Here is a 24,451-nt window from a genome sequence, read left to right on the forward strand (position 1 = left end):
TCCTATCCTTCATAATTAACCGACAGCGTGGTGCTCGAACCCGAAGAACGATTATGTAGAACGCGCTAGCTCAACGTATGTCAACCGGCACGGTTGCGACGTTCGAGGACTCTCTCGAACGACTCGAAGTAGGCTGGACACACGCGTCTTCCGATGGGCTGGCGGACGTGCTCGAAGGACTCTGTTCGGACCCGACTATCGGCGTGGAACTTCCGTACGACGGCGTCGACCTCCCCGACTGGGTGAACACGGACCCGACCCCCACGGACCTCCGCGAGGCGAACGTCGGTGTCACGGCGGCTGGACTGGGCATCGCGGACTACGGGAGCGTCGTCGTGCAGGGCACGCCCGACGGCATCGAACCGGTGAGTCTGTTCGGCGACCTCCACGTCGCCGTTCTCCGACGGTCGGACATCGTCCCCGGCATGCCGGAGGCGTTCGACTGGCTGGGCGAGGAGTTCCGCACGGGGCACTCCTCGGCCATCATCGCCACCGGTCCCAGCGCCACCGCCGACATGGGCGCGCTGGTGAAAGGTGCGCACGGCCCGAAGGAAGTCCACGTGGTGATTCTCGATGAGTAAGGCGCGCGAGGCCAAGGCGGCGAAGATTCGACAACTGATGGAGACCGAGGGCGACGCCGTCGGCACGAGCACCCGCGGATTCAACGAGGGGCGCTACCAGTCGGTCCAGACGCTCGACGACTACGAGGGGCTGAAGTCGGAGGCGCGAGCCATCAAGGAAGACGCCATCGAGCGCCTCCCCGAACTCATCGACCAGTTGCGCGAGACGGTCGAATCCAACGGCGGCACGCTCTACATCGCCGACGACGCGGCCGACGCGAACCAGTACATCCGCGAGGTCTGCGAGGACAAGGAAGCAGAGCGCGTCGTCAAGTCGAAGTCGATGACCTCCGAGGAGATAGAGGTCAACGAGGACCTCGAAGCCGCCGACATCGACGTGGTCGAGACCGACCTCGGCGAGTGGGTCCTGCAGGTCGCAGACGAGTCGCCGTCGCACATCGTCGCACCCGCCATCCACAAGTCGCGGGAGGCCATCGCTGACCTGTTCAACGAGACGTTCGACCCCGACGAGCCCCTCGAAACCGCGGAGGAACTCACGATGTTCGCCCGCGAACAGCTCGGCGAACTCATCGAGGGCGCGGACGTGGGGATGACCGGCGCGAACTTCATCACCGCCGACACCGGGACGATGGCGCTCGTCACCTCCGAGGGCAACGCCCGGAAGACGGCCGTCGTGCCCGACACGCACGTCGCGGTCGCCGGCGTCGAGAAGATCATTCCGACCGTCGAGGACCTCCGACCCTTCGTCGAACTCATCGGCAAGTCGGGGACGGGACAGGACATCACCTCCTACATCTCGCTTCTGACCCCGCCGGTCGAGTCGCCGACCGTCGATTTCGACGCCCCCGACACGCCGCTTTCGGCGACCGAGACGGACCGCGACTTCCACCTCGTCCTCATCGACAACGGGCGGTTCGACATGCGCGAGGACGACCAACTGCGTGAGACGCTCTACTGCATCCGGTGTTCGGCGTGTTCCAACGTCTGCGCCAACTTCCAGCACGTCGGTGGCCACGCCTTCGGCGGCGAGACCTACTCCGGCGGCATCGGAACCGGCTGGGAGGCCGGCGTCGAGGGCCTCGACAGCGCCGCGGAGTTCAACGACCTCTGTACCGGCTGTAGCCGGTGTACCACCGCCTGCCCGGTCGAAATCGACATCCCGTGGATAAACACGGTCGTCCGCGACCGAGTCAACCGCGGCGAGGTGTCCGAACTCGACTGGCTCGTCGAGGGACTCACCCCCGACGAGGAACCCGGCGGCGTCAGCCTCCAGAAGCGCTTCTTCGGCAACTTCGAGACGGCCGCGAAGGTCGGGAGCTTCTTCGCGCCCGTCTCCAACTGGGCCGCCGGTCTCGGCGTCTCCCGCGACCTCATGGAGCGGTTCCTCGGTATCGACGCCCGCCGCGAACTCCCCGCCTTCCAGCGCGAGACGCTGAAAGACTGGTTCGAGAGCCGCACCTCGCGGGTCGACGACCCGGTGCGGACCGCCGTGCTCTACCCCGACGTGTACACGAACCACGTGCAGGTCGAACGCGGGAAGGCCGCGGTCCGAACCCTCGAAGCCCTCGGCGTCGACGTAATCGTCCCCGACGTTCGCTCGTCGGGCCGCGCCCCGCTCTCGCAGGGCATGATTGCGACCGCGGAGGACCACGCTCACGACGTGTACGCCGGCCTCGCGGAGCACATCGACGACGGCCGCGACATCGTCGTCATCGAGCCGTCTGACCTCGCGATGTTCCGAACCGAGTACGAGAAGTTCCTGCCCGAGAAGTCCTTCGAGCGCATCTCCGAGGCCAGCTACGAGGTCATGGAGTACGTCTTCGGCCTGCTCGAACACGGTGCGGACGCCGACGCGCTCTCGACGAGCGAGGGCGAGGGCGTCGCCTACCACAGCCACTGCCAACAGCGCACCCTCGGCCTCGAAGGCCACACCGAGGCGGTCCTGTCGGACCTCGGCTACGACGTCGCCACCTCCGACGTGGAGTGCTGCGGCATGGCCGGCTCGTTCGGCTACAAGTCGGAGTATTACGAACTCAGCGTCGACGTCGGCTCCGAGCTACAGGGGCAGTTCCAGACCGACGAGAACAGGGACCGCACCGTCGTCGCCAGCGGGACCTCCTGTCTGGAACAGCTCGATTCGCTGCTCAGCCGGCCGACGCAACATCCGATTCAACTGGTCGCGCCGCGGCGGTAACGCCCTCGAGAACGAGCCGTCGCGGCCGACGGCTCGAACGCTTTCTTTCAACGGAACATCACGACACCCTCCGGCGATTTCCCGCCGGCGTCGGACGCCCGTCTGCCGCGTGTCTGCGGCCCGAGTCGCGGGCTACGAACAATTAAGACCCGGCATCCCATGTTGGCGGATATGGACGGGACGCCCGAAGAGATTACGACGCTCGTAGGCCGGGAGGTCTACTCGAACAACGGTGTGTTCGTCGGCGAAGTCGAAGACGTCCGCCTCGACCTGGACCACGAGACGGTCACCGGTCTCGCGTTGACGGCGCTGAACGACGAACTGTTCCGCAATCAAATCGAACCCGGGAAGGGCGTTCTCATCCCGTATCGGTGGGTCCGCGCCGTCGGTGACGTCATTCTCATCAACGACGTCATCGAGCGCCTGAAGAATCCCGAAGAAGACGAAGAGTCGCTCGTCGTCTGACGTTTTAGCTTCCGTTTCCGCTCTCGCCGCCCTCAACGCCCATCGCACGGAAGAGCTTGCGCTTTACCGCTTCTTCGGTGAGTTGGAGGAGCGTGTCGCGGTTGTCATCGTTGGATTCGATGCCCGTGAAGATTCCGAGCGGAATCTCGACGGACCCCTGCGTGGAGTGGCCGCCGGCCTCGCCGATGCCCGTGAAGGCGTCGCTCAGAATCTTCCCGATGTTCATGCGGATGTCCTTCGACCGCGCCGCGAGGTAGATGGTGTCGTCGGCGATGCCGAAGACGGCCGTCGTGGTGATTCCCTCCAGATTGAGGAGGTGCTGGGCCGCCTGCGTCAGCGCGTCGCGGTCGCGGATGAACCCCGCGTTCGAGACGAGGTGCGAGCCCTGCACGTCGCGGTTCTGGATGGCCTCGGCGAGCACGTCCAGCGTCTCCGGCGACATCGATGGCGACTCGACCTTTTCGAGCGTGTCGTGGTCGGCGAAGGGGTAGAGATACGCCGCGGCCGTCAGGTCCGCGGGCGTCGTGTCGCGCTTGAAGTCGAGCGTCTCGGCGCGGATGCCGTAGAGAAGCGCCGTTGCCACCGCCTGTGATGGGCTGAGGTCGAACTCTTGGATGTACTTCGTGAGAATCGTCGAGGTCGAAGAGACGTTCGGCCGCACGTCGGTAAAGCGGGCATCGATACCCTCGTCGGGCTCGAAGTGGTCGATGAACACCGTGATGTCGGCGTCGCCGAGGTCGGGCATTCCCGACTTCATGTGGTCGACGAGCGCGACCGCGCCGTACTCTTCGAGCGGTTTCGAGTCGCTCCGCGGGGTGAGCTCGATGCCGAGGATGTTCACGAACGCCCGGTTCTCCTGGTGGCCCATGTCGCCCGAGTAGAGGATGTCGGCTTCGACGTCGTACTCGCGGGCGATGGCTTGGAGGGCGACCGCCGACGCGAGCGAGTCGGGGTCGGGGTTGTCGTGGGTGAGGATGGCCATCCCGTGGTCAGTGTCGCGCAGGAGGTCGGCCAGTTGGCGGGCCTTGTATTCGAGTTCGCCGGACTCGACGCTCCGAAGCGCGGAGTCGGCGATGACCTCGGAGGGGTTGATGACCACGTCGGCCCCCAGTTTCGTCAGTTCGTCCTCGGAGACGGGGTCCGAGGCGCGGACGACGATGAACTGATCTTCGCCGCGGTCGCGGATGGTCGAGACGGCGGCCTTGTTGGCCTCGACGTCCGACGAGAGGATGAGAATCACGTCGCGGCCGGTGACGGCGTCGGCGAGTTCCGGGTCGGTGATGTCCGTCGTCTGCGCGTTCAAGTCCTGGTCGCGCAGGGCTTCGACGCGGCTTTCGTCCTTGTCGAGGATGAGGACGTCTTTTCCCTCGTCTGTCAGTTCCTCGGCGACCGCGTGCCCGACGCTCCCGCAGCCGAGTATCGCGTACGTAGACATCGAGGAAATGCTGACCCCTGCACTCATCGTTGCCCGCTACTCCGGTCGGCCGCCACTTAACACCCACCGTTTGTTCGTTGTTTCGTGCGTGTGCGTCCCTGCCGTCGTCGTACAGAAAGGAAAGTCATTTTACCTACCGGCAGTTACGAGAGATTGCAAGGGCCGGTAGCTCAGTTAGGCAGAGCGTCTGACTCTTAATCAGACGGTCGCGTGTTCAAATCGCGTCCGGCCCACTTCCTTCCCGATGGAATCACAGTCTCCAGAGAGCGGCTGATGCATCCAAATCTACGCAGTATAGCCATTAGAACCTTCTGGAACACCCGAAATTCCGGTGTTAGTTCAACACGAGACTAACGCGACTCAACGCAGTCTTGCGATTAGCCAATAGTCGAAGTAGTTCGACGGTATCAGCACATAGACTCGCGCACATTCGGCTGTGGACTATCTGAGAGTGTAACCACGGTTCAGGTGTGACGAACTACACCGACGTGGCTCTGTTGAAATATATGGTCGCTGATAGTTTTTTGAGGCCGTGCTGAATACAGAGCGCATATCTTTCAGACTCGCCCAGCGCACAATGTGTTCGGCAGAAAACATATCATTGGGGTTATCCACTATACTCTATGACGGTCTCCAGCCAACAATATGCAACACAGAAAATCAACTTAATTTCCCGACGAACCATGATTTCTCTAATTTCGGGAATAGTGCCGCTATTGTCTGGGTGCGTGCAAACAACGACAGGCCACCTCAACGGCATGGAAGTGACCACTCGTCCTCCAGACGCGACAGTTGTCACAGCATCTGATGACCGGATTGCGGACGTGGAGGCGATACAATCCGTAGTACGGCGGGCGACTGAGCGAGACGGAGAGATTGCGACCGTTGAAATAAGCGGGAGAGAAGCGGACAGGGCAATCGACCAACTCGAAAAACTCCCGTATTACGACAGTAAATCTTCGAACTACCGTTCTGGCTGGTACATCGAGTATCAAAATCAAGTGGTAGTCGTTGAATATGCAGTGCAAGACTAACCCTCTGTCTGTGTCACGCCGCTCTTGTCATTTTATGAGGAATTAAACAGAGTCAACGACGCAAGTTTGAGATGGAATGAGAATTTAGAAACCTCATCTGGTATCGCAACTCCGGGGGTATGACCACCCAAGGCTATGCTCTATCTTTTGTATTCGTTCTCAGAAATCTCAACGCTGTCTATCGAATATCGGAATCTATTTGTCGCTAAACAACGTCTCTAATAGTGAGGACTTCTTCCGCGAACCTTAACCAGATAGCCTCGGCTACGGTTCACTGCATCGAGGAGGCGGAACATCTGATTACTATGTCGGCTACAACTACTACTACTACTACTACTGGTGAGACTGGAGTACAGCCAACGACTGCTACGCCTTCCTCTTTCGTTGACTGGCGAGCGTTGAACGAAGAAGGGCCATCTGAAGAAGACGAGCAGAAGGCACGAAAGAGAACGCTTGAAATTGGGAACCGAACCGAAATCAAGTGGAGAGAGGCAAAGAAAGGCGAGCGGACGTTCTATAAACGGCTTGATGACCACAACCGCGACTGCTACTGGAAATACCGAGACGAAATCGATGTGTCGAAAGACTATGACAACCAGTTCAAGCGTGAATCTCTCCTCGCGTTGGCTGGTCAACTATGTCTGAACTCCGTTCAACGACGAATGGCACTTAACCGGTTTTTTCGCCTGAACCTGTGGAAGTTCGGTATGCGTTCGGATGTGGTCGCGTTCTGCATCTGTGGGTTGATACTGAAGAAAGAAGCGAAGCGTTACGGAGACAAATCGCCATACCATCCCGCACGTAATCCCGAAAACAACTCTTCTCCCTTTGCACGGGTAGAGTCTCAACTCATCGAGTCGGACGGTCGAACAACGAAGAATTACATCCAGAAAGTGTGGGGCAAACTCGAACAGGGGAATCCCCCGACCCGAAGTAAAGATGAGTGGAAGCCATTTGTCCGCTCACACTCGGATATTCAGAATCACCCTTCTCACAGTCCTGATTGGGCTTGATTTAACATTCGAGAAGTACCACACACCACCCCCTATATAAACGGATGCACAGTAGTATTAGTGAGGCGGTTACGGGAATAAGATAACTTCCTCTGTATTTTCTCTTGTATTCTACTGCATTGAGGTGTTTCTAACACAGAAATGTATATTCAAGAAATTCTCAACGATGTAACGGGAGTGGTTGAATGCATCGAGGGTCGGTTCCCGGCGAGTGTACGAGCCGACCGACAACGTGAAGATTTCTAAGCATTGAGGCGTTGTCTCGATGAGTCTATTCGGTCTAACTGCCTCGATGAATTTGACTACGCAGAGAACACAGTTCAACGCCGCTCAATGCCTCGAACAGTTTGGAGCGGTACGAATGTTGATACTGTGATTGACCTCCCATGCTGTCAGTTTCCCGGCCTCTAATGTTGGCGAATTTGACGGCTTCAGGCGAGTAGTGAACACACTCTCACTGTGATTTTCACAGTAGAGTGGGAGTTCCCACTCATCTGGTGAATTTGTACGAATTTCGCTCGATGTAGTCGCCTAACAGCAAGTTGAACCGGCGGAATAAGATGAAGATGTTGATGATTGAGACCACTATCAGTATGAAAGGCCAAAGGTCGAACGATACTCTCAACTGCAACATCAGGGAGAACACAAGACCAACGATAGTCACTGCGCCACTCTCCCCAATGTACCAAACAGCATGACGGAGATAACCCATAACAATAACACTCTCCTGACAATATTATGTCTAACGAATAACAAGATGTATATCTCTCGTCAGACTCTTCTGGTAAATTTCGAGTCTAACCGGTGAAACCCTGACTCAACACAGAAAATTTCGCAGACGGAGTTACCAAATACGCGCTCACCCACGCCGGTCAATGTTCTAACTATGTGTTCCGATGCATCGAGTCGGTTGTCTCTTCCCCACGCCTCGATGCGCTGACCCACACAATTCAGAAGAGAAGAAGAATCGCTGAGTGGAAACCTTCCTTAGATATTGTCGAAGTAGCCCCGTCGCGTTTCCATCTCTTGCTTCTTCGTCCGTTTGTCGTAGTGCTTCTTCAGCACGTCAGCACTCACGTCCATGCGTTCAGATACGGCGTCAATGGGTATGTCCATTCGTCGGGCGTGGGTAATCGCTCCCTTGCGAAGCGAGTGGGAGGCGTGAGAGGATGGACACTTCGATGCGGCGTGATAGGAGTTTGCGGCGTCACAAGTCTCGGGGTCGCGGTCGTGTGGACACCCAAGCCCGTATTTGCACGGTCGGGTTGCTCGGTAGCACGCACTTCGGATTGCACCCTTCGAGATTCGACCTTGACGAGTCGTTAGGAGTGGTTCACGTCCGTATTCGTCTTCCTTCGGGATTCGATGATGTTCGACATAGTCTTGTACTATCTCGTTTACCTTCGGTTTGAGCGAAACCACTCGCTCTCCTTCCTTCCCGTTCTTCAACGGCGTATCTTCGTCTGGTCGATGCTGGACTTCGAGAGCGCGGTCGTCAGGGTGGAAGTCGCCTACATCGAGAGAACGGAGTGCGCCGTTCCGCATCCCCGTGTGCCAGAGCAGTTCAAAGATGACGTGGCCTCTGTGAGAGTAGTTGTACTTCCGATTGTACCGGAGGATTGTCTCGGCAGTTTCGGCGTCAACGAAGTCGTCATTCACGTCTTCTTTGTTCTTCATCGTCGGTGGGTCGATGTATTCCGACATTCCCTGTTGGACGGCGTCAATGGACTCGCAGAACTTGATGAACACCTTGAGGGTACTCAGTTGCGTCGCCATTGTGACCTTCTTGCAGTCGCCTTTCTCACGACGCCATTTCTTGTACTTGTGGAAGTGCCGACCGCTGACGTGATTCAGGTTGTCTATGCCTTCTCCGTCGCACCATTCAACGAACGGCGAAAGGCGGTACTTGTGTGCTTGATACGTCGCGTCGGCAATCTCACCGCGTCGGTTTTCGAGATACCATTCTTTCGCTTCTCCCGGCTCGATGGGTTTGAGTTCCTGTTGTTGTCGCATGATTGGGCCTCATGCTCAGCACTCCCGGCGAGCCTCTGTTCCATCGAGCGCCTATGCGAAGCATATCCGGCGCGAGAGGTTGTTCAAATCGCGTCCGGCCCACTTCCTTCATCGCAGACTTACTCCGGTAGTCGAGACTCCGTCTCGGCCGTTCGTGTCGGATTGCCGACCCGCTCGTCACCGCCGGGTGTTTTATACCCTGCTCCGAACGCTACCGAGTATGAACCAGAGCGACAGGACCGAACTGGTCCTCGTCTTCATCACGCTTCTCGTCGCCGTCGTCTTCGGACTGGCCATGGGCGTCGGGGAGCACTTCGACCCCGACCGGTTCGTCGCCGTTCTCACCCCGGATTTCGGCGTGCTGTTCGGGGCCGACGTCGTCGCTGGCGCGGTGCTCGTGGCGCTCTTCGGCAGCCTCGCGGTCGGCGCGAAACTCCTGTTCGACTCCTGATTTCACCGACCGAGTGCGACCCACGAGTTCCCGCGGCCGGGCGACGCCGCGAGTCGAAGGGGGAACTCCGACCCGCTCGTCGCCGAGGCGAGTCGCTCCCGCAGGTCAGAAGTCGCACACGCCACCACGGTGCGCAACTCTCCGGTCTCGACCACGCGGACGGTCATCGCCCCGTGGTCGTTCATCTCTCGCTCTACTCTGATGAGGCGTGTCTCAACACCCCTCGCCGCCATCTCTCCACCCACCAGTTCCATAGTAGATGTCACTCATCGTGAAGGATAAAGGTAACCGCCGCTATCGGACGGGGCTTTAGGTCGCTTCGGCGACGGCCGGTTCCGGAACTTCTTTTCGCCGGTTGGCCGCACACAGCCCATGGACCGCACCCGTCTCAGATTCTGGACGCTGTATCTCACTCGGTTCGCCGGCGGTTTCGGGTTCATCACGCTCGTCACGCTCCTCCCGAAGTACATTAACGAACTCGACCCGGGTGCGGTCGTCGTCCCCGAACTCGCGCTCGGTGGACTCGCGCTCGGTGGCTTCTCCCTCTCTCGCGGGTTCGTCATCGGGATGTTCACCACCGGCTTCACGCTCGCTCAGACCGTCGCCGTCGTGCCCTTGTCGTGGGCCGGCGACCGCTACGACAAACGTCTCGTGCTCGCGGGGACGGTGGGCCTCGGTGCAGTCGTCTACGCCGCGTTCCCGCTCGTCGACTCCAGTCTCTCGTTTATTCTCGTGCGGGCCGCGCAGGGCGTCGCCGTCACCGGCGCGGGGCTGATGTCGCTCGCGCTCGTCGGCGAACTCGCCCGCGAGGGGACGCGCGCGAACCATATCGGAAAGGCGAACGCCGCCCGCTTCGCGGCCTCAATCCTCGGGAGCATCAGCGCCGGTATCCTCTACGACCTGTTCGGCTTCACGCCCATCTTCATCGTCATCACGATTCTCCTCACTATCGCCGTCGTCGCCATCTGGGTGTTTCTCCCCCCGGACGAGACCCGCGTCCACGGTTTTCCGTTCACGGACCTCGCGCTCAACGAGCGCATTCTGACGATGGCGACGTTCCGCGTCCAGTACGCCGTCGCCGTCACCCTCGTCCGGACGTGGGTTCCCATCTACGCCGGCGTGTCGGCGGCCTCCGGTGGCCTCGAATACGGCGGCATCGCCGTCGCCGCGACCGTCGTCGCCGAGAAGTTCACCAACATGCTCTGTCAACCCTACACCGGCCGAATCTCCGACGCGTACGGCCGGGCGCGGTTCGTCTTTGTCGGCGGCGGCCTCTACGGTCTCATCGCGCTCGCCGTTCCCTTCTCGCCCGCGGTCGGCGAGGCGCTCGCGCTCCCCGCGGCGTTTCCCTTCCTCGGTCCGCTTTCGCCCGCCTTCCTCCCGCTCGTCGGTCTCGCTGGTCTGCTCGGCGTCGCCGACAGCCTCCGCGAACCGGCCAGCATGGCGCTGTTCGCCGACGAGGGCTCCGGCGGCGCGGGCGTCGCCAGTAGCTTCGGCATCCGCGAACTCCTCTGGCGGCCCGGCAGCGTCGTCGCGCCCCTTCTCGGCGGCTACCTCATGGCCGAAGTCGGCATGGAGTGGGTGTTCTTCGTCGGCGGTGCGTCGGCCATCACCGGCGTCCTCGCCTTCCTCGCGGCCCTGACGTGGTCCCACGGAACCGACGCGCTCACGACGTGGTAGGGCAGGACTTCGCGCTTAATCTCTCGCGGCCACTCTTTCTCTCATGCCTGACGACGCGCCGCCCGCGACGACTCGCGACCGCCCGGAGACCGAAGCGAGTTACGGCATTCCCGAGTCGGACGACGGACTTCTGGAGTGGCGCGTCGTCGAAACCGCGTTCGCCGACGACGAGGTGTTCTGGGTCACGACGACCCGGCCCGACGGCCGACCGCACGCCCGCCCGGTCTGGGGCGTCTGGGTCGACGGCGCGTTCTACTGCGGCGGCGGCGAGCGGACCAGATGGGTCAGGAACCTCGCGCTCGACCCTCGTCTCGTGGTCCACACCGAAAGCGGGACCGACGTGGTCATCCTCGAAGGCGTCGCCGAGCGACTGGACGAGAAAACCGCCGACGAGGCCACCCTCGCCCGCATTGACGACGCCTACGAGGCGAAGTACGGGATTCGTCACGGGACGCCGGTGTTTCGGATTCGACCCGAGCGCGTGCTGGCGTGGTCCGGCTTTCCCGCCGACGCGACGCGGTGGCGGTTCAACTCGGCCTGAGCGTCGCCCCGTCTCTGTTTCGCCCCTCCCTGCTACTCACTCGACTGTCTTCCGTTTCCAATCGCACGACTCGGTCCTCGCGGAACGGCATTTCGTATCGCAGTATCTGATTTACGACGACGAGTGGCTGGTTCTGCTCTCCGAACCGGTGGCCACAAATTATTGGCCTTCGGCGGCCGAACGACGCTTCATGTCGCTTCGGAGCACCGTCGCTGACAACCTCGGCTACGCTCCCATCTGAGACCCGTGCCTCGCGCTTCTCGCGTTCGCGCCGGCGGGATACGCGTTCAGACTCTCTGCCGGTCTCGCGGTCGCCGGCACGTCAGTAGCCGCCCCGCGGCTCCGACCGTTCTCACGCTCTGACACGCGGGCCTAGGGTCATTATCCTGTCACTCGTATCACACGGCATGGACCACCTCGAAACCCCGGCGGTACACCGGTTGCTCACCTCGCCCGCCGGCCGATTGTTGACCTCGCGCCCGTTCGAGGCGTTCAAGACTCGCTCGCTTCCCCGCGAGTTCGGTGTCGTCCGCGCTCGCGCCGCGGCCGACGTCGCGCTCTCGGAGGGCCCGGAAGCGTTCCTCCGCGAGGTCGGCGCACCACCCGCGCCGCACCTCCACGACCGAATCGAGCGCGCCCTCGCGCAGTACGCCCGCCTCCGCGGCGCGTACGACGAGACGATGGAGCGCTGGGACAGCGTCTTCTGGGGGGACAACGAGTCCACCCCCGACGAGCGCGTCGCCGTCGAGCGCGAGCGCCGAGAAGTGTCGGAACGGCGGGCTAAACCCACCGATATCTTCGGGTTCCTCTCGAAGGAACACCTCGTGCCGCCGGTGAAGTTCGAGATTCCTTCGCCCGAGGACGCGCGGACTCGCTGGCACCACGAACTCGCCGAACCGGAGCGGCTGTACGGCTTCGCCGAGTCGAGCGCGGCCGAGGAGTTCCCCCGGGTCGAGCGCTCCGCGACCGTCCGTGGTCCGGGAACCGTCGAGTACCTGCTTCGCTTCCGGTCGCCCTCGCCGCACCTCAGCGACCGGGCGACTGCGCGGGTGTACGAACCCGTCGACGCCGCCGACGACCTGCCGACGCTCGTCTTCCACTCCGGGTGGGGGATGTTCGACGACCAACTCACCTACTGGCCCGAAGAGGAGTACGTCGCCCGCGCGCTCGCCCCCGAGGGCTACCGGGTCATCCTCCCCGACGCACCGTGGCACGGCCGCCGCGAGCTACTCGGTCGGTACAGCGGCGAACCCTACATCGCCCGCGCGCCCGTCGGCCTGTTCACGCTCTACTCGGCGGCCGCGCTGGAGACCGCCGTCCTCATCGACTGGGCGCGGACAGAGGGCGCGCCGGTCGTCGGCGTCGGCGGCGTCAGCCTCGGCGGCACCGTCGCGCTCCACGTCGGCGGTCGGTGCGGCGACTGGCCGGAGTCCATGCGCCCCGACCTGCTGTTCCCCGCGGGGATGCCCGGCGCTGTCGACCAGACGCTCCTCGCTGGCGGCCTCACGAAACTGCTCGATATCGACGACGCGCTCGACGCGGCCGGTTGGACCGGCGAGGCGCTCCACGAGTTCGCACCGCTGTTGAACCCGCCGAAAGACCCGTGTCTCGCGCCCGAACGCGTCTTCCCGTTCGTCGGGACTCGTGACGAGATGGCTCCCGCGTCCACGGCCCGCGCGCTCCTCGACGAGTGGGGCGTTCCGCGGCCGAACCGCCGCGAGTGGGACTGCGGACATTTCGGCGTGCTCGCGAACCTCATCAGAGACGAGTCGTTCCGGACGACGGTCCGGCGAGAGTTGGACGCGGCGGCGCGGAACCGCCGGAACAGAGAATCAGTTACTGCCTGACTGCTGGGGCCCTCACTCCTCGTCGGCGAGGAAGTCGGGCTCGGGGCGCTTTTCGTCGTATTCGCTCTGGAGGTGGTCGCGGAACGCCTCGACGCTCACGTCCTTGGCCTCGCGCTCCTTGCGGTCGCGGACGGAGATGGTTCCGTCTTCTTCCTCGTCGCCGCCGACGATGACCATGTACGGGACGCGGTCGGTCTGGGCCTCGCGAATCTTCCGGCCGAGCGTCCACGAGCGGTCCTCGATGTCGACGCGGAAGTCGCCGAGTTCGTACTGGAGCTTCTTCGCGTAGCCCATCTGGTCGTCCGAGATGGGCAGGATGCGGACCTGCTCGGGCGCGAGCCAGAACGGGAACTTACCGTTGAAGTGCTCGATGAGGACCATGAAGAAGCGCTCGTAGCTGCCGTAGAGCGCGCGGTGAATCATCACCGGCTGGTGGTCCTCGTTGTCCTCGCCCGTGTAGGTGAGGTCGAAGCGGTCGGGCATGTTGAAGTCGAGTTGGACCGTCGGGCCGTCCCACTTGCGACCGAGGGCGTCCTTGAACGCGAAGTCGATTTTCGGCCCGTAGAACGCGCCGTCGCCGGCCTCGATGCCGTAGTCGATGCCGCTGTCGTCGAGCACCGCGCGGAGTTGCGTCTCCGCCTGCTCCCAGATTTCGTCGCTGCCGACGGATTTCTCGGGGCGCGTGGCGAGCGCGACTTCGGCGTCCAGTCCGAACGTGTCGAACACCGACAGGATGTTGTCGATGATGAGGTTGATTTCGTCCTCAATCTGGTCGGGGCGGACGAACAGGTGGCCGTCGTCGATGGTAAAGGACCAGACGCGCGAGAGGCCCGACAGCTCGCCGCGCTGCTCTTTCCGGTAGACCTTCCCGTCCTCGAAGTAGCGCACCGGCAGGTCGCGGTAGGACCACGACTGCTGGTCGAAGATGGTCGCGTGACCGGGGCAGTTCATCGGCTTCAGGCCGTACTCCTCGTCGTTCACGTCGAGGAGGAACATGTCGTCCACGTAGTTCTCGTAGTGGCCCGACTTCTTCCACAGTTCCGTCCGGAACAGGTGGGGCGTCTCGACGGGGTCGTAACCCGCGTCGAGGTTGAGCTGTTTCGCGTAGTCCGCGAGTTCGTCGAGGATGCGCTTGCCGTTGGGCTGGTACAGCGGCAGGCCCGGTCCCGTCGTCTCGTCGATGGCGAACAGGTTCAGCTCCTGTCCGAGCTTCCGGTGGTCGCGCTCTTTGGCCTCCTCGCGCATGTCGAGGAACTCTTCGAGGTCGGACTCGGACTCGAACGCCGTCCCGTACACCCGCGTCAGCGTGTCGTTCTCCTCGTCGCCGCGCCAGTAGGCCGCGGAGATGTTCAGGAGCTTGACCGCGCCGATTTCGCCCGTCGATTCGACGTGCGGCCCCTTACAGAGGTCCTCGAACTCGCCCTGCTGGTAGAACGAAAGCTCGTCGTCGCCGGCGGCCTCCTCTTCGAGGATGTCGCGCTTGTAGGGGTTGTCGGCGTACTTTTCGAGGGCCTCCTCGCGGTCGACGAGGACGCGCTCGATGTCGAGGTCCTCCTCGATGATGTCGCGCATCTCGTCTTCGATGGCTTCGAGGTCCTCCTGTTCGAGGTCGACGCTCGTCACGTCGTAGTAGAAGCCGTCGTCCGTCCACGGGCCGATGGTCAGCTTGGCCTCGGGGTGGAGCCGCTGGAGGGCCTGCGCGAAGACGTGGGCCGCCGAGTGGCGGAGCACGTCCAGATACTCGTCGGACTGGTCGGTGACGATGACGAGGTCCGCGCCGTCGTGGAGCGGCGTCTCCTTGTCCACGAGTTCGCCATCGACGACGCCGGCGACGGTGTCCTTGCCGAGGCCGGGGCCGATTGCGAACGCGGCGTCTCGCACCGTCGCACCCTCCTCGACGGAGAGTTCCGTCCCGTCGGGGAGGATGACAGCGATATCACTCATACGCGCACGGAACGGACGGGGGAGAATAAGTGTTGTTGAGACGAGCGCGAGTGACGCCCGCTCGCGGCCGGTTTCGTGCGATTTGCTAGCACAACTGTGACGGCGTCGGCGGGGTGAGCCGGACTCTGTCCCCGCGCTCGCGGTCTCTTCGTCTGCCCGCTGTTTCGACCCAAAGTACCAATTGGGTCGCACGCGGACCCTGTGGGTATGCGACTTTCTCGACAGAGCGGGGTGTTCATGCACGTCACCTCGGTCCCGGGGCCTCACGGCATCGGCGACCTCGGCGACGGCGCGCGCGCCTTCGTGGACTTCCTCGCCGACGCCGAACAGTCGATGTGGCAGTTCTGCCCCCTCGGGCCGACGGAGCCGGCCATGGCGAACTCGCCGTACCAATCGACCTCCTCGTTCGCCGGTAATCCGCTTCTCATCGACCTCACCGACCTCGTCGCTCGCGGCTGGCTCACCGACGACGACCTTGAACCCGTCCCCGACTTCGACCCCCACGCGGTCGACTACGAGCGCGTCGGCGAGTACAAGCGCTCGCGGCTTCGCACCGCCTTCGACCGCTTCGAGGCCGAGGCCACCGAGGACGACCGCGCCGCCTTCGACGCCTTCCGCGAGCGCGAGGCCGGCTGGCTCGACGACTACGCGCTGTTCGCCGCCCTGAAAGACGAGTTCCAGCGGGCGTGGATAGACTGGCCGACCGAGTTGAAGACCCGCGACCCCGACGCGCTCGCCGACGCCCGCGAGGCGCGCGCCGACGAGATTCGCTACCGCGAGTTCGTCCAGTTCTGCTTCGACGAACAGTGGCGCGCCCTCGCCGACTACGCCGACGAGAAGGGCGTCACCCTCGTCGGCGACCTCCCCATCTACGTCGCGCTCGACAGCGCCGACGTGTGGGCCGCCCCCGAGGCGTTCGACCTCACCGAGTCGAACGAACCCGCCGTCGTCGCCGGCGTCCCGCCGAACCCGAACGACTCCGGCCAGCGCTGGGGCAACCCGCTGTACGACTGGGAGACGCTCCGCGAGGACGGCTACGGCTGGTGGCTCGACCGCCTCCGTCGCCTGTTCGACCTCGTGGACGTGACCCGCATCGACCACTTCAAAGGCTTCGACGAGTTCTGGGCCATCGACGCCGACTCCGACGACCCCGGCGACGGCGAGTGGCGCGACGCGCCCGGCCACGACTTCTTCGAGACGGTCGAGCGCGAACTGGGCGACCTCCCCTTCATCGTCGAGGACCTCGGCTTCCTCGACGCCTCGCTCGTCGACCTCCGCGACCGGTTCGCCTTCCCCGGCATGCGCGTCCCGCAGTACGCCGACTGGTGCAGCGAGGGCGACATGTACCAGCCGATGCACTACCCGGAGAACTCCGTCGCCTACACCTCGACCCACGACACCGACACGTTCGTCGGCTACTACCGCGACCTCGACGACCGCACCCGCGACTGCCTCCACTACAACATCGGCGCGGACGGCTCGGAGATTCACTGGTCTATCATCGACGCCGTCTGGAACTCCGCGTCCGTCCTCGCGTTCACGACGACCCAAGACCTCCTCGGCCTCGGCTCCGACGCCCGCTTCAACACCCCCGGCACGCAGACCGGTAACTGGGAGTGGCGCGTCACCCGCGAGGGCCTCGACGACGGCGTCGCCGACCGCCTCGCGAACCTCACGGACCTCCACATCCGCAACTGAGGCCGCCGACCCTCGCCTCGGTTCGACTACACCTTTTTCAGTCGCCCACCCGACGGCAACGGTATGTCTCGCCGCCTCGGCCTCGGCGCGTTCGCCGCCGGGCTTCTCGCCGCGGTCCTCTCGGCGCTCGTCCGCGCGACGACCCCCCTCTCGGAGTTCGCCGTCCCCAACGCCGACCTGCTCCTCTCGAAGGGGCTGTCTGCCGCCGCGGTCGCGCTCGTCGCCTACGGCGTCTATCGGTTTCTCGCCGCGTTCTTCGTCGGGCGCATCGCCGACCGCCGCCGGGCCCACGACGTTCGGAACGTCCTCCGACTCACCCTCGGCGGCGTCGCGCTGGTCGGCGTCCTCGGGGCGTTCACGGACCAGTGGCTCGGCGTGTTGGTCTCCTTCGGCGTCATCGGCTTCGCCGTCACCTTCGCGCTCCAACAGCCGATTCTCTCCTTCATCGGCTGGTTCTACATCCTCGTCAAGCGGCCGTACTCGGTCGGCGACCGCGTCAACATCGGTTCGGTCTCGGGCGACGTGGCCGAGGTCGACTTCCTCGTCACGACGCTCTGGGAGACCGGCGGCACCCTCGCGTCGAACCAGCCGTCCGGCCGGACCGTCACCGTCCCGAACTCGCTCGTCCTCTCCTCTGAGGTCGTCAACTACGGCGCGCTGTTCGACCGCGTCTGGACCGAGGTGCCGGTGCAGGTGTCCTACGAGACGGACCTCCCGTTCGTCCGCCAACTCCTCTTGGACGTGGCGGACGAGGAGCTCGGCGACGATATGGACGCCGCGATGAAGCGCTACCGAGACAGACTCCGCGAGTCGCCGCTGGACCTCGACGTGGCCGACGGCCCGACTGTCAACGTCGCACAGGAGGAGTCGTGGGTCGTCTTCCGTCTCCGCGTGCTCGTCCCGCCGACCCGCGCCCAGCGCGTCAAAAACCGGCTGTACGAGCGCATCCTCGACCGACTGGGCGACCACCCGGACCGCGTTAGCTTCCCGGTGAGTCGCAACCGCTGAGCGCGACGCGACCCGACGCGGCCCGACGCGGCCCGACGCGGCGCGCCTCGCTCGTCGCCACCCCGATTCGTCACTGACCCACCTCGTCCGCCGGCATCGAAACCCGCAAATCCCCCGCGCCCAACGTCGAAGCGATGGAGACGGGTGTCATCGACCTCGCGAGCCTCGACGGAGCGTTCGACCTCCAATCGACGCTGGAGAGCGGTCAGTCGTACCTCTGGGACCGCCCCGACGGCCGGATGTACGAGCGCGACGCGGCCCACGGCGGCGACGCGTGGTACCAGACGGTCGTCCCACCGCTCGACGGCGTCTCCGACGAGTCCGCCGTCGTCAGGGTCCGCCAGACCGACGGCGCGCTGGAGTGGGAGTCGAACCTCGACGCAGTCCCGCTTCTCACCCACCTGCTCCGCCTCGACGACGACCTCGATTCTATCGTCTCGGAGATGCCCGACGAACCGCTGGTCCGGCGGGCCTACGAGGCGTATCCGGGCATGCGACTCGTCCGCGACCCGCCGTTCGGCTGTCTCGTCTCCTTTATTTGCTCGGCACAGATGCGCGTCTCGCGCATCTTCGGGATGCAGTCGCGGCTCAGAGAGACCTACGGCGAGCGCGTCGAGTTCGACGGCGAGACGTACTTCGCGTACCCGACGCCCGAGCGACTGGCCGAGGCCACGGAGGACGAACTGCGCGACCTCAGCCTCGGCTACCGCGCGCCCTACGTCCGGCGGACGGCCGAGATGGTCGCCACGGGCGAGGCGACGCCCGCCGAGGCCCGCGGCCGCGACTACGAGGACGCCCGTGACTTCCTGACGACGTTCGTCGGCGTCGGCGACAAGGTCGCGGACTGCGTCCTCCTGTTCTCGCTCGACTACCTCGAAGCCGTCCCGCTCGACACGTGGATTCGGTCGGCCATCGAGGAGCACTACCCCGACTGCGACCGGGGGAACTACGCCGACACCTCGCGGGCCATCCGCGAGCGCCTCGGCGGTCGCTACGCCGGCTACACCCAGACGTACGTGTTTCACTACCTCCGCTCAGGCGGGGAGTGAGCGCCACGAGACGCGGTGGCAAGAAGGTTGATAGCCTTCGGCACACAACCTCATCGTAACCATGGACTGCAGAGTCGTCGTCGAGGCCGCGGTCCCGGTGTACGACGTGGAAACCGTTGACGAGGCGATTCGCATCGCCATCTCGAAGACCGGAGAGATGCTCAATCCCGACCTGAAGTACGTCGAGATTAGCATGGGCGCTCGCACCTCGCCCGGCGGCGAGGAACTCCCCCCCGCGTTCATCGCCGCGGACGAGGCGCTCGTCGCCCTCGAACTGGAGATGACCGTCTTCAACGTCGAACAGGAGGAACACGCCTCGCGAATCGCCCGCAAGGAGATCGGCCAACGTCTCGAAAATATTCCGCTGAAGGTGCTGTCGGTCGAACGAGTCGACGACGAGTCAGTCGAGACGGACGGCGAAGGAGACACCCGCGCCGAGACCGGCGCGTCCGACGACGACACGCTTGTCGACTTCGACGACCTCGTCGACGACCGCTGAAGCACGACCTATTCTCGTCGCCGAGGGGGCGTCTCAGCTCTATCAAAAGCTCGTGACGACGCCTCAGTCTCGTTTAATCGCTGTTTCTGCCCGTGCGTGGAACTCATCCATCGGTTCAGCACGGCGGTTGCTCGGGAGTGTTGTCGCGCGAGAGAACAGCGCGGTGGCTCTCGGATGTGTAGGGTCGTAGAGGAGAACGCGTTTCTTTTCTCGGTTCAGTCGGCTTGCGGTGCGAGCGGCTCTGGTTCGGCCTCGTGCATCGCTCCGGTGATACCTTTCGCCAGTTTAAACACGGCTGCTTTGTGGTCCGTTTTGGACTTGTGGATGGATGTCGGTCGTACGCCGAGTTCGTTGTACTCGACAAGACTGATTTCCTCGTCCTCCCAGGCCTCAATCTGGGTGTGGACTTCTGCGAGCAGACCGTGCAGGTGGATGAGTTCCTGCTTCTTCATGAGCAACCACGGCTTGAGACCGGAGGGATATAGTATTATCTTGAGTCACGTTAGCATCCGACTCCCTTAAACCGCCGATTATGGGGGTCTCAGCGGAAATTTCGTGTTCGACCGTTTTCAATTCGTTTGTTGTTTCGCCCCGTCGATAGCAATCGCCGGCCGAATCTCACGAGTAGTTTATATAGCTATGTAGGGCGCGCGCCGAGCGCCGGTCGCGCGCGCCGGGGGTCGTGAGAATTTTACCCCGGCGTGCGCGTACTGTCGCGCATGGACTACGACGACCAACTGGACCGCGCGCTCTCGGAGTCGCCGGACGTCGCGGAAGGCGGCGACCGCTTCAGCGTCCCGGAGCCGACGGTCCGCCAGGAGGGGAACGTCACGGTCTACGAGAACTTCGCGGCGACCCACGACCGGCTCGCGCGCGAGGCGGCGCACGTCCTGAAGTTCTTCCAGACGGAGTTGGGGACGAGCGCCCAAATCGACGACAGAAGTCGCGCGCGCTTCACCGGCGAGTTCCGCCAGCGCCGCATCGCCGACGCGCTCGACGAGTACGTCGAGTCGTTCGTGCTGTGTAGCGAGTGCGGGTCGCCGGACACGAAACTCGTCACCGAACAGGGTGCCGAGGTGTTGAAGTGCGACGCGTGCGGCGCGCTCTCGGCGATTCCCGACATCTAAAAAGCAAACGTCCCGCGAGGCCGCCCCGTGCCGGAGGCGGTTCCTCTCTCACTCCTCGCTACTCGAACTGTTTGAGCGTCTGGAGGTCGCGCTCCGTCCGCATGAACTCAGCCGTGCGCCGCGTCGCACCGCATCCCTGACACGAGTAGTTGTCGCGGTGAGCGGGGAGGTCGGTCGGATTCGTCTCCCAGTCCTTTCCACATTCGGGGCACAAGAGCCGGACGAACGCTTCAACCATACCCCGTATATGCTCCGGGGATGCGGATAAATGTTGTTACGGTCTGGCACGACCGAGAAAAAGTACTGGCCACCGAGCCCACCGAGCGCTTACGCGAACAGCGTGCCGTCTTGGACTTCGAGCAGCTCCTTGTAGCGGTTGCGGATGGTGACTTCGGAGATGTCTGCGACCGTCGAGACCTCGCTTTGGGTCACCTTCTCGTTGGTGAGGAGGGCCGCGGCGTAGACGGCGGCGGCGGCGAGGCCGACCGGCGACTTGCCGGAGTGGATACCCGTCTCCTTCGCGTCGCGGAGGAGCTGACGGGCCTGCCGCTCGGCCTCGTCGGAGAGGCCGAGTTCGCTGGCGAACCGCGGGACGTACTGCTCGGGGTCGGCGGGCTTGATTTCGAGCTTCAGCTCGCGGACGACGTACCGGTACGTTCGGGTGAGCTCCATCTTATCGACGCGCGAGACCTTCTCCAGTTCGTCGAGCGAACGGGGAGTGCCCGCCATCCGGGCCGACGCGTACAGCGCCGCGGTGGCGACGCCCTCAATGGAGCGGCCGGGGAGCAGGTCGTCGTTGAGCGCGCGGCGGTAGATGACCGAGGCGGTCTCGCGGACGTTCTCCGGGAGACCGAGGGCCGAGGCCATGCGGTCGATTTCGCCGAGCGCCTGCTTGAGGTTGCGCTCCTTGGAGTCGCGGGTGCGGAACCGCTCGTTCCACGTGCGGAGCCGCTGCATCTGCTCGCGCTGGCGCGGCGAGAGGGACTTGCCGTAGGCGTCTTTGTTCTGCCAGCCGATGTTGGTCGACAGCCCCTTGTCGTGCATCATCTTCGTCGTCGGCGCGCCGACGCGGGACTTGCTGTCGCGCTCGGCGGAGTCGAACGCGCGCCACTCGGGGCCGCGGTCGACTACGGTGTCCTCGACGACGAGGCCGCACTCCTCGCAAATCGTCTCGCCGTGTTCCTCGTCGGTGACGAGGTTGCCGCTACACTCCGGGCACACCTGCGCTTCGTCCTGCTGTTTTTCGTCTCGCTCGGACTCGCGGGGACGGACGTCCCGGGCCTTTGCGTCGGTACTGTAGGTTCGGGTGGTTGTGGTGTCGCTCATGGTGGGGTGGAAGGCGCGGATACGTCTCGGCCGGGAAGACCACAGAAGACGAAAGAATAATCCGGCTTGGACTGGCCTTACCATCAGTAAGTCCGAAAAGCATATAAACTTTTCGCCGAGGTCATGCGGGTCAATCGCATGATGTGGGCGCTTTGTCGTCATCGAGCCGACGAGAACCGAGCGTCAGACGTGATTAATCGGGTAGTATATCTCTTTCGTCGTTCAGAGCCAGTTCTCCCGTCGGAAGTAGACGAGGAGGACCACGGAGACGAGCGCCATCCCGAGCATCGTCGCCGGGTAGCCGTAGGCCCACCCGAGTTCGGGCATGTTGAACGCCGACGCGCCGGGGTCGAAGTTCATGCCGTAGACGCCGACGACGAGCGTGAGCGGGAGGATGATGGTCGCGACGACGGTGAGCGTCTTCATCACCTCGTTCGTCGACTGCGAGAGGGTGTTGAGGTAGATGTCACGCGCGCCGCGCGCGAGGTCGCGGTACGTCTCGGTCAGGTCGACCAACTCGACGAGGTGGTCGTACACGTCGCGGTAGTACTTCTCCGTCGTCTCGCGGACGTAGTCGGGGTCACCGCGGGCGAGCACGCCGACGGCCTCGCGGGTCGGCCACACTGTTTTCCGGAACGACAGCAGGTCGCGTCGAACGGCGTTCAGCCCTTCGAGCACCTCCGGGTCGGGCCCTTCGAAGATGCTGTCCTCGATGAGTTCGATCTCCTCGCCGACCTCGTCCAACAGCCCGAAGTACTCGTCGACGATGCGGTCGATGACGCGGTAGGCCACGAAATCCGGGCCGAACCGGAGCATCCGCGGCTCTTCCCGCTCGATGGCGTTCCACACGTAGTTTATCGGCTCCAACTCCCGGCGCGTCAGCGTCACGAGCCAGTCGTCGCCGAAGCAGAGTCCCACGGGTCTGGTCTGGACCTCCTCTTCGAACACCTGTTCGCCGGCGCGGAGCGTCGCCACCCGGACGACGACGAACGTGTACTCGTCGTACTCCTCGGCCTTCGGACGGGCGTCGTTCCGAACGTCCTCGACCGAAAGCGGGTGGACGCCGAACGCCTCGGCGACGCGCTCGAACTCCTCCGCGGCGGTCGCACGAACCCACGTGGTCCCCTCGGCGTCGCGCGCCGCGTCCAACGCGGTCTCTTCGTAGGCCGACACGCCGTCGTCGCCGTAGACGAGCGCCGAAATCACCGCACGTCACCCCCGATGGCCCAGAGCGTGATGCCGACCATGACGGCCGTCACCGAGAACGCCCGCCCCGGATAGGAGACGAACACCCCGACGCCGTAGCCGACGACGCCGAGCGCCGTCACCGCGATACCTGCGGTTCGTACGCGAGTCATGGAACCATCGACCCGCGGCGACGAGAAAAAGGCTCCCCCGAAGCGGCTTACGCTTCAGACGGATGTTCGACCGAGCGAATCAGTTCGAGGACGTTCTCCTCCTCGCCGTCGAGCTGTTGGGGGTACAGCCCGATTGCGATGACGAAGTCCTCGTTGTGCTGGACCTTCGTCACGTGGACGTACACGTCGACTTCTTGGCCGCCGAACCGGGCGGTGGCGCTGTACTTCGTGACGTTGGTGGTCTGCCCGAGCATCTGGACGTTGCGAGAGCTGACGGGTTCAACGTCGCTGAGGCCCTGATACTGGTTGTCGACGAGGCGGATGAGATCGTCGTTCGAGTAGTCGCCGATGGGGTTCCGCGGCTGGCCCGCAACCTCGACCGCGGGCGTCGAGATGACGCTGAACGAGCCGAGTTTGGCCTCGCCGAAGAAGCCGAGGTCCAGCGTCTTCTCGTACGTCGTGATGTGGTTACTGGCGGCGATTTGGCGCTCCTGTCCGCCGAACGAGAGCGTGCGGTTCACCGCGAACGTCTCGGTCCCGTTCGTCTCGTAGCCGGCGTTCTCGGCGACGGTCGCGTCCGTCGTGGCCGGCTCCGACTCGAACGTCAGGGTCTCCTCGCCCGTCAGAAAGCCAATACAGCCGCTCGTGAGCACGAGCGCGGCGAGCGCGAGCACCGCGACTACGCGTCTGGAAGTCATTGCCCCGCCATTTTCCCTCGCCGGGTATAAGTTCGGTGGCCGCGGCGGCGACCGACTCTGCGCGACTCTCCGAGCGGTCCGCGGTTTTCGCCTCAGTCGTCGAGGTTCCGCGACTCGTTTTCGCGGCGAAGCACGCGGCCGCTGTAGAGGTAGTAGGCGGGCGCGACGAACGGGAGCGCGAACGCCGCGCCGAACCAGAGGTGCCGCGACGCGCCCCAGTTGATGCCTTGCCCACGGAGCGACTTGATATCGGCGCGAATCAGTCCCGCGTAGAAGACGTGCGTGACGAGGTACACCGCGAACGCCGGCTCGGGCCCGATGTACAGGGAGACCCCGGTGAACATGACGAACCCGATGGCGTAGATGACCGGCAGTACCCCGCGGTAGCGGCCGCGCGCCGGGCGCTGTTTCTGCTGCCGCTCGCGCTCGACCGCCGTCCCGCGGCGGTACTCGTCGGTGCTCATGTCGCTACGGTGTGCCCCCCGCGGAA

General features: G+C 63.7%; 25 protein-coding genes and 1 tRNA gene. 15 read left to right on the plus strand and 11 right to left on the minus strand.

Going from position 1 to position 24,451, the window contains the following annotated elements; genetic code table 11:
- Nucleotides 1-77: 77 nt before the first annotated feature.
- The 3 genes from C5B90_RS17955 to C5B90_RS17965 all read left to right on the plus strand — a co-directional run bounded on the left by C5B90_RS17955 (nucleotide 78) and on the right by C5B90_RS17965 (nucleotide 3,240).
- A complete protein-coding gene (locus tag C5B90_RS17955) occupies nucleotides 78-581 on the plus strand; it encodes an LUD domain-containing protein (RefSeq protein WP_115883330.1) in 504 nt (167 codons plus the stop codon).
- Complete coding sequence (locus C5B90_RS17960) at nucleotides 574-2,775, plus strand: LUD domain-containing protein (RefSeq protein WP_115883331.1); 2,202 nt, start codon at nucleotides 574-576, stop codon at nucleotides 2,773-2,775. Before C5B90_RS17955 ends, C5B90_RS17960 begins: the two co-directional genes overlap by 8 nt.
- Nucleotides 2,776-2,946: 171 nt before the next feature.
- The gene (locus C5B90_RS17965; protein WP_007274456.1) at nucleotides 2,947-3,240 is read left to right on the plus strand and encodes a PRC-barrel domain-containing protein; all 294 of its coding nucleotides are present in this window, start codon (nucleotides 2,947-2,949) and stop codon (nucleotides 3,238-3,240) included.
- A 4-nt stretch (nucleotides 3,241-3,244) separates the two neighbouring features.
- Here C5B90_RS17965 and C5B90_RS17970 read toward each other — a convergent pair whose 3' ends face one another.
- On the minus strand, nucleotides 3,245-4,702 hold the full coding sequence (locus tag C5B90_RS17970) for a DHH family phosphoesterase (protein ID WP_042664775.1): 1,458 nt from the start codon (nucleotides 4,700-4,702) through the stop codon (nucleotides 3,245-3,247).
- Between the two features lie 132 nt (nucleotides 4,703-4,834).
- Here C5B90_RS17970 and C5B90_RS17975 point away from each other — a divergent pair.
- The 3 genes from C5B90_RS17975 to C5B90_RS20425 all read left to right on the plus strand — a co-directional run bounded on the left by C5B90_RS17975 (nucleotide 4,835) and on the right by C5B90_RS20425 (nucleotide 6,722).
- Nucleotides 4,835-4,908: transfer RNA gene (locus C5B90_RS17975), tRNA-Lys, on the plus strand.
- Between the two features lie 390 nt (nucleotides 4,909-5,298).
- The gene (locus C5B90_RS20420; RefSeq protein WP_148708240.1) at nucleotides 5,299-5,709 is read left to right on the plus strand and encodes a hypothetical protein; all 411 of its coding nucleotides are present in this window, start codon (nucleotides 5,299-5,301) and stop codon (nucleotides 5,707-5,709) included.
- 398 nt (nucleotides 5,710-6,107) lie between these two features.
- Nucleotides 6,108-6,722 (plus strand): hypothetical protein, encoded by a 615-nt coding sequence (locus tag C5B90_RS20425; protein ID WP_148708241.1) that lies wholly within the window; start codon nucleotides 6,108-6,110, stop codon nucleotides 6,720-6,722.
- A gap of 987 nt (nucleotides 6,723-7,709) precedes the next feature.
- Here C5B90_RS20425 and C5B90_RS17985 read toward each other — a convergent pair.
- Nucleotides 7,710-8,735, minus strand: coding sequence for a site-specific integrase (locus C5B90_RS17985; RefSeq protein WP_115883333.1), 1,026 nt, complete (start codon nucleotides 8,733-8,735; stop codon nucleotides 7,710-7,712).
- A 220-nt stretch (nucleotides 8,736-8,955) separates the two neighbouring features.
- Here C5B90_RS17985 and C5B90_RS17990 point away from each other — a divergent pair, with 220 nt between their 5' ends.
- A complete protein-coding gene (locus C5B90_RS17990; protein WP_115883334.1) occupies nucleotides 8,956-9,186 on the plus strand; it encodes a hypothetical protein in 231 nt (76 codons plus the stop codon).
- A gap of 2 nt (nucleotides 9,187-9,188) precedes the next feature.
- Here the strand turns inward: C5B90_RS17990 and C5B90_RS17995 are convergent, their stop codons facing one another.
- Nucleotides 9,189-9,440: a hypothetical protein gene (locus C5B90_RS17995; RefSeq protein WP_115883335.1), complete on the minus strand. Its 252-nt coding sequence runs from the start codon at nucleotides 9,438-9,440 to the stop codon at nucleotides 9,189-9,191.
- 118 nt (nucleotides 9,441-9,558) lie between these two features.
- Between C5B90_RS17995 and C5B90_RS18000 the strand changes: the two genes are divergently transcribed.
- From C5B90_RS18000 to C5B90_RS18010, 3 genes are all read left to right on the plus strand, one after another.
- Nucleotides 9,559-10,866, plus strand: coding sequence for an MFS transporter (locus C5B90_RS18000; protein ID WP_115883336.1), 1,308 nt, complete (start codon nucleotides 9,559-9,561; stop codon nucleotides 10,864-10,866).
- 43 nt (nucleotides 10,867-10,909) lie between these two features.
- Nucleotides 10,910-11,407 (plus strand): pyridoxamine 5'-phosphate oxidase family protein, encoded by a 498-nt coding sequence (locus tag C5B90_RS18005; protein ID WP_115883337.1) that lies wholly within the window; start codon nucleotides 10,910-10,912, stop codon nucleotides 11,405-11,407.
- Nucleotides 11,408-11,814: 407 nt separating this feature from the next.
- On the plus strand, nucleotides 11,815-13,254 hold the full coding sequence (locus C5B90_RS18010) for an alpha/beta hydrolase family protein (protein WP_115883338.1): 1,440 nt from the start codon (nucleotides 11,815-11,817) through the stop codon (nucleotides 13,252-13,254).
- Between the two features lie 12 nt (nucleotides 13,255-13,266).
- Here the strand turns inward: C5B90_RS18010 and thrS are convergent, their stop codons facing one another.
- Nucleotides 13,267-15,198: a threonine--tRNA ligase gene (gene thrS / locus C5B90_RS18015; RefSeq protein ID WP_115883339.1), complete on the minus strand. Its 1,932-nt coding sequence runs from the start codon at nucleotides 15,196-15,198 to the stop codon at nucleotides 13,267-13,269.
- Nucleotides 15,199-15,405: 207 nt separating this feature from the next.
- On the opposite strand from thrS, the gene malQ reads away from it, so the two are divergent.
- The 4 genes from malQ to C5B90_RS18035 all read left to right on the plus strand — a co-directional run bounded on the left by malQ (nucleotide 15,406) and on the right by C5B90_RS18035 (nucleotide 19,452).
- A complete protein-coding gene (gene malQ / locus C5B90_RS18020; protein ID WP_115883340.1) occupies nucleotides 15,406-16,896 on the plus strand; it encodes a 4-alpha-glucanotransferase in 1,491 nt (496 codons plus the stop codon).
- A gap of 63 nt (nucleotides 16,897-16,959) precedes the next feature.
- Nucleotides 16,960-17,904, plus strand: coding sequence for a mechanosensitive ion channel family protein (locus C5B90_RS18025; RefSeq protein ID WP_115883341.1), 945 nt, complete (start codon nucleotides 16,960-16,962; stop codon nucleotides 17,902-17,904).
- A gap of 134 nt (nucleotides 17,905-18,038) precedes the next feature.
- Nucleotides 18,039-18,953: a DNA-3-methyladenine glycosylase gene (locus C5B90_RS18030; protein ID WP_115883342.1), complete on the plus strand. Its 915-nt coding sequence runs from the start codon at nucleotides 18,039-18,041 to the stop codon at nucleotides 18,951-18,953.
- 61 nt (nucleotides 18,954-19,014) lie between these two features.
- Nucleotides 19,015-19,452, plus strand: a complete 438-nt coding sequence (locus C5B90_RS18035) for a DUF555 domain-containing protein (RefSeq protein WP_115883343.1) — start codon at nucleotides 19,015-19,017, stop codon at nucleotides 19,450-19,452.
- 215 nt (nucleotides 19,453-19,667) lie between these two features.
- Here the strand turns inward: C5B90_RS18035 and C5B90_RS18040 are convergent, their stop codons facing one another.
- On the minus strand, nucleotides 19,668-19,904 hold the full coding sequence (locus C5B90_RS18040; RefSeq protein WP_008093660.1) for a UPF0058 family protein: 237 nt from the start codon (nucleotides 19,902-19,904) through the stop codon (nucleotides 19,668-19,670).
- 267 nt (nucleotides 19,905-20,171) lie between these two features.
- Between C5B90_RS18040 and C5B90_RS18045 the strand changes: the two genes are divergently transcribed.
- The gene (locus C5B90_RS18045; RefSeq protein ID WP_115883344.1) at nucleotides 20,172-20,579 is read left to right on the plus strand and encodes a translation initiation factor IF-2 subunit beta; all 408 of its coding nucleotides are present in this window, start codon (nucleotides 20,172-20,174) and stop codon (nucleotides 20,577-20,579) included.
- A gap of 58 nt (nucleotides 20,580-20,637) precedes the next feature.
- On the opposite strand, the gene C5B90_RS18050 is transcribed toward C5B90_RS18045, so the two are convergent.
- The 6 genes from C5B90_RS18050 to C5B90_RS18070 all read right to left on the minus strand — a co-directional run bounded on the left by C5B90_RS18050 (nucleotide 20,638) and on the right by C5B90_RS18070 (nucleotide 24,425).
- Complete coding sequence (locus C5B90_RS18050) at nucleotides 20,638-20,817, minus strand: hypothetical protein (RefSeq protein WP_004976607.1); 180 nt, start codon at nucleotides 20,815-20,817, stop codon at nucleotides 20,638-20,640.
- An 89-nt stretch (nucleotides 20,818-20,906) separates the two neighbouring features.
- On the minus strand, nucleotides 20,907-21,905 hold the full coding sequence (locus C5B90_RS18055) for a transcription initiation factor IIB family protein (protein ID WP_115883345.1): 999 nt from the start codon (nucleotides 21,903-21,905) through the stop codon (nucleotides 20,907-20,909).
- A gap of 222 nt (nucleotides 21,906-22,127) precedes the next feature.
- Entirely contained in the window at nucleotides 22,128-23,111 is a 984-nt protein-coding gene (gene corA, locus C5B90_RS18060; protein WP_115883346.1) for a magnesium/cobalt transporter CorA, read from the minus strand.
- Nucleotides 23,108-23,263 carry a hypothetical protein gene (locus C5B90_RS20945; protein WP_199517548.1) on the minus strand — a complete coding sequence of 52 codons (156 nt, stop codon included), beginning with the start codon at nucleotides 23,261-23,263 and terminating at the stop codon, nucleotides 23,108-23,110. The genes corA and C5B90_RS20945 overlap by 4 nt, the downstream gene beginning before the upstream one ends.
- Nucleotides 23,264-23,310: 47 nt before the next feature.
- Nucleotides 23,311-23,937: a DUF6517 family protein gene (locus C5B90_RS18065; protein ID WP_199517555.1), complete on the minus strand. Its 627-nt coding sequence runs from the start codon at nucleotides 23,935-23,937 to the stop codon at nucleotides 23,311-23,313.
- Between the two features lie 116 nt (nucleotides 23,938-24,053).
- Nucleotides 24,054-24,425, minus strand: a complete 372-nt coding sequence (locus C5B90_RS18070) for a hypothetical protein (protein ID WP_115883348.1) — start codon at nucleotides 24,423-24,425, stop codon at nucleotides 24,054-24,056.
- Nucleotides 24,426-24,451 lie beyond the last annotated feature (26 nt).

It is taken from the genome of Haloferax sp. Atlit-12N (assembly GCF_003383095.1).
GTDB lineage: Archaea > Halobacteriota > Halobacteria > Halobacteriales > Haloferacaceae > Haloferax.

Coding starts and splice junctions, on each gene's coding strand:
- C5B90_RS17955 (WP_115883330.1), top strand. CDS start 78: ATGTCAACCGGCACGGTTGCGACGTTCGAGGACTCTCTCGAACGACTC.
- C5B90_RS17960 (WP_115883331.1), top strand. CDS start 574: ATGAGTAAGGCGCGCGAGGCCAAGGCGGCGAAGATTCGACAACTGATG.
- C5B90_RS17965 (WP_007274456.1), top strand. CDS start 2,947: ATGGACGGGACGCCCGAAGAGATTACGACGCTCGTAGGCCGGGAGGTC.
- C5B90_RS17970 (WP_042664775.1), bottom strand. CDS start 4,702: ATGAGTGCAGGGGTCAGCATTTCCTCGATGTCTACGTACGCGATACTC.
- C5B90_RS20420 (WP_148708240.1), top strand. CDS start 5,299: ATGACGGTCTCCAGCCAACAATATGCAACACAGAAAATCAACTTAATT.
- C5B90_RS17985 (WP_115883333.1), bottom strand. CDS start 8,735: ATGCGACAACAACAGGAACTCAAACCCATCGAGCCGGGAGAAGCGAAA.
- C5B90_RS17990 (WP_115883334.1), top strand. CDS start 8,956: ATGAACCAGAGCGACAGGACCGAACTGGTCCTCGTCTTCATCACGCTT.
- C5B90_RS17995 (WP_115883335.1), bottom strand. CDS start 9,440: ATGGAACTGGTGGGTGGAGAGATGGCGGCGAGGGGTGTTGAGACACGC.
- C5B90_RS18000 (WP_115883336.1), top strand. CDS start 9,559: ATGGACCGCACCCGTCTCAGATTCTGGACGCTGTATCTCACTCGGTTC.
- C5B90_RS18005 (WP_115883337.1), top strand. CDS start 10,910: ATGCCTGACGACGCGCCGCCCGCGACGACTCGCGACCGCCCGGAGACC.
- C5B90_RS18010 (WP_115883338.1), top strand. CDS start 11,815: ATGGACCACCTCGAAACCCCGGCGGTACACCGGTTGCTCACCTCGCCC.
- thrS (WP_115883339.1), bottom strand. CDS start 15,198: ATGAGTGATATCGCTGTCATCCTCCCCGACGGGACGGAACTCTCCGTC.
- malQ (WP_115883340.1), top strand. CDS start 15,406: ATGCGACTTTCTCGACAGAGCGGGGTGTTCATGCACGTCACCTCGGTC.
- C5B90_RS18025 (WP_115883341.1), top strand. CDS start 16,960: ATGTCTCGCCGCCTCGGCCTCGGCGCGTTCGCCGCCGGGCTTCTCGCC.
- C5B90_RS18030 (WP_115883342.1), top strand. CDS start 18,039: ATGGAGACGGGTGTCATCGACCTCGCGAGCCTCGACGGAGCGTTCGAC.
- C5B90_RS18035 (WP_115883343.1), top strand. CDS start 19,015: ATGGACTGCAGAGTCGTCGTCGAGGCCGCGGTCCCGGTGTACGACGTG.
- C5B90_RS18040 (WP_008093660.1), bottom strand. CDS start 19,904: ATGAAGAAGCAGGAACTCATCCACCTGCACGGTCTGCTCGCAGAAGTC.
- C5B90_RS18045 (WP_115883344.1), top strand. CDS start 20,172: ATGGACTACGACGACCAACTGGACCGCGCGCTCTCGGAGTCGCCGGAC.
- C5B90_RS18050 (WP_004976607.1), bottom strand. CDS start 20,817: ATGGTTGAAGCGTTCGTCCGGCTCTTGTGCCCCGAATGTGGAAAGGAC.
- C5B90_RS18055 (WP_115883345.1), bottom strand. CDS start 21,905: ATGAGCGACACCACAACCACCCGAACCTACAGTACCGACGCAAAGGCC.
- C5B90_RS20945 (WP_199517548.1), bottom strand. CDS start 23,263: ATGACTCGCGTACGAACCGCAGGTATCGCGGTGACGGCGCTCGGCGTC.
- C5B90_RS18070 (WP_115883348.1), bottom strand. CDS start 24,425: ATGAGCACCGACGAGTACCGCCGCGGGACGGCGGTCGAGCGCGAGCGG.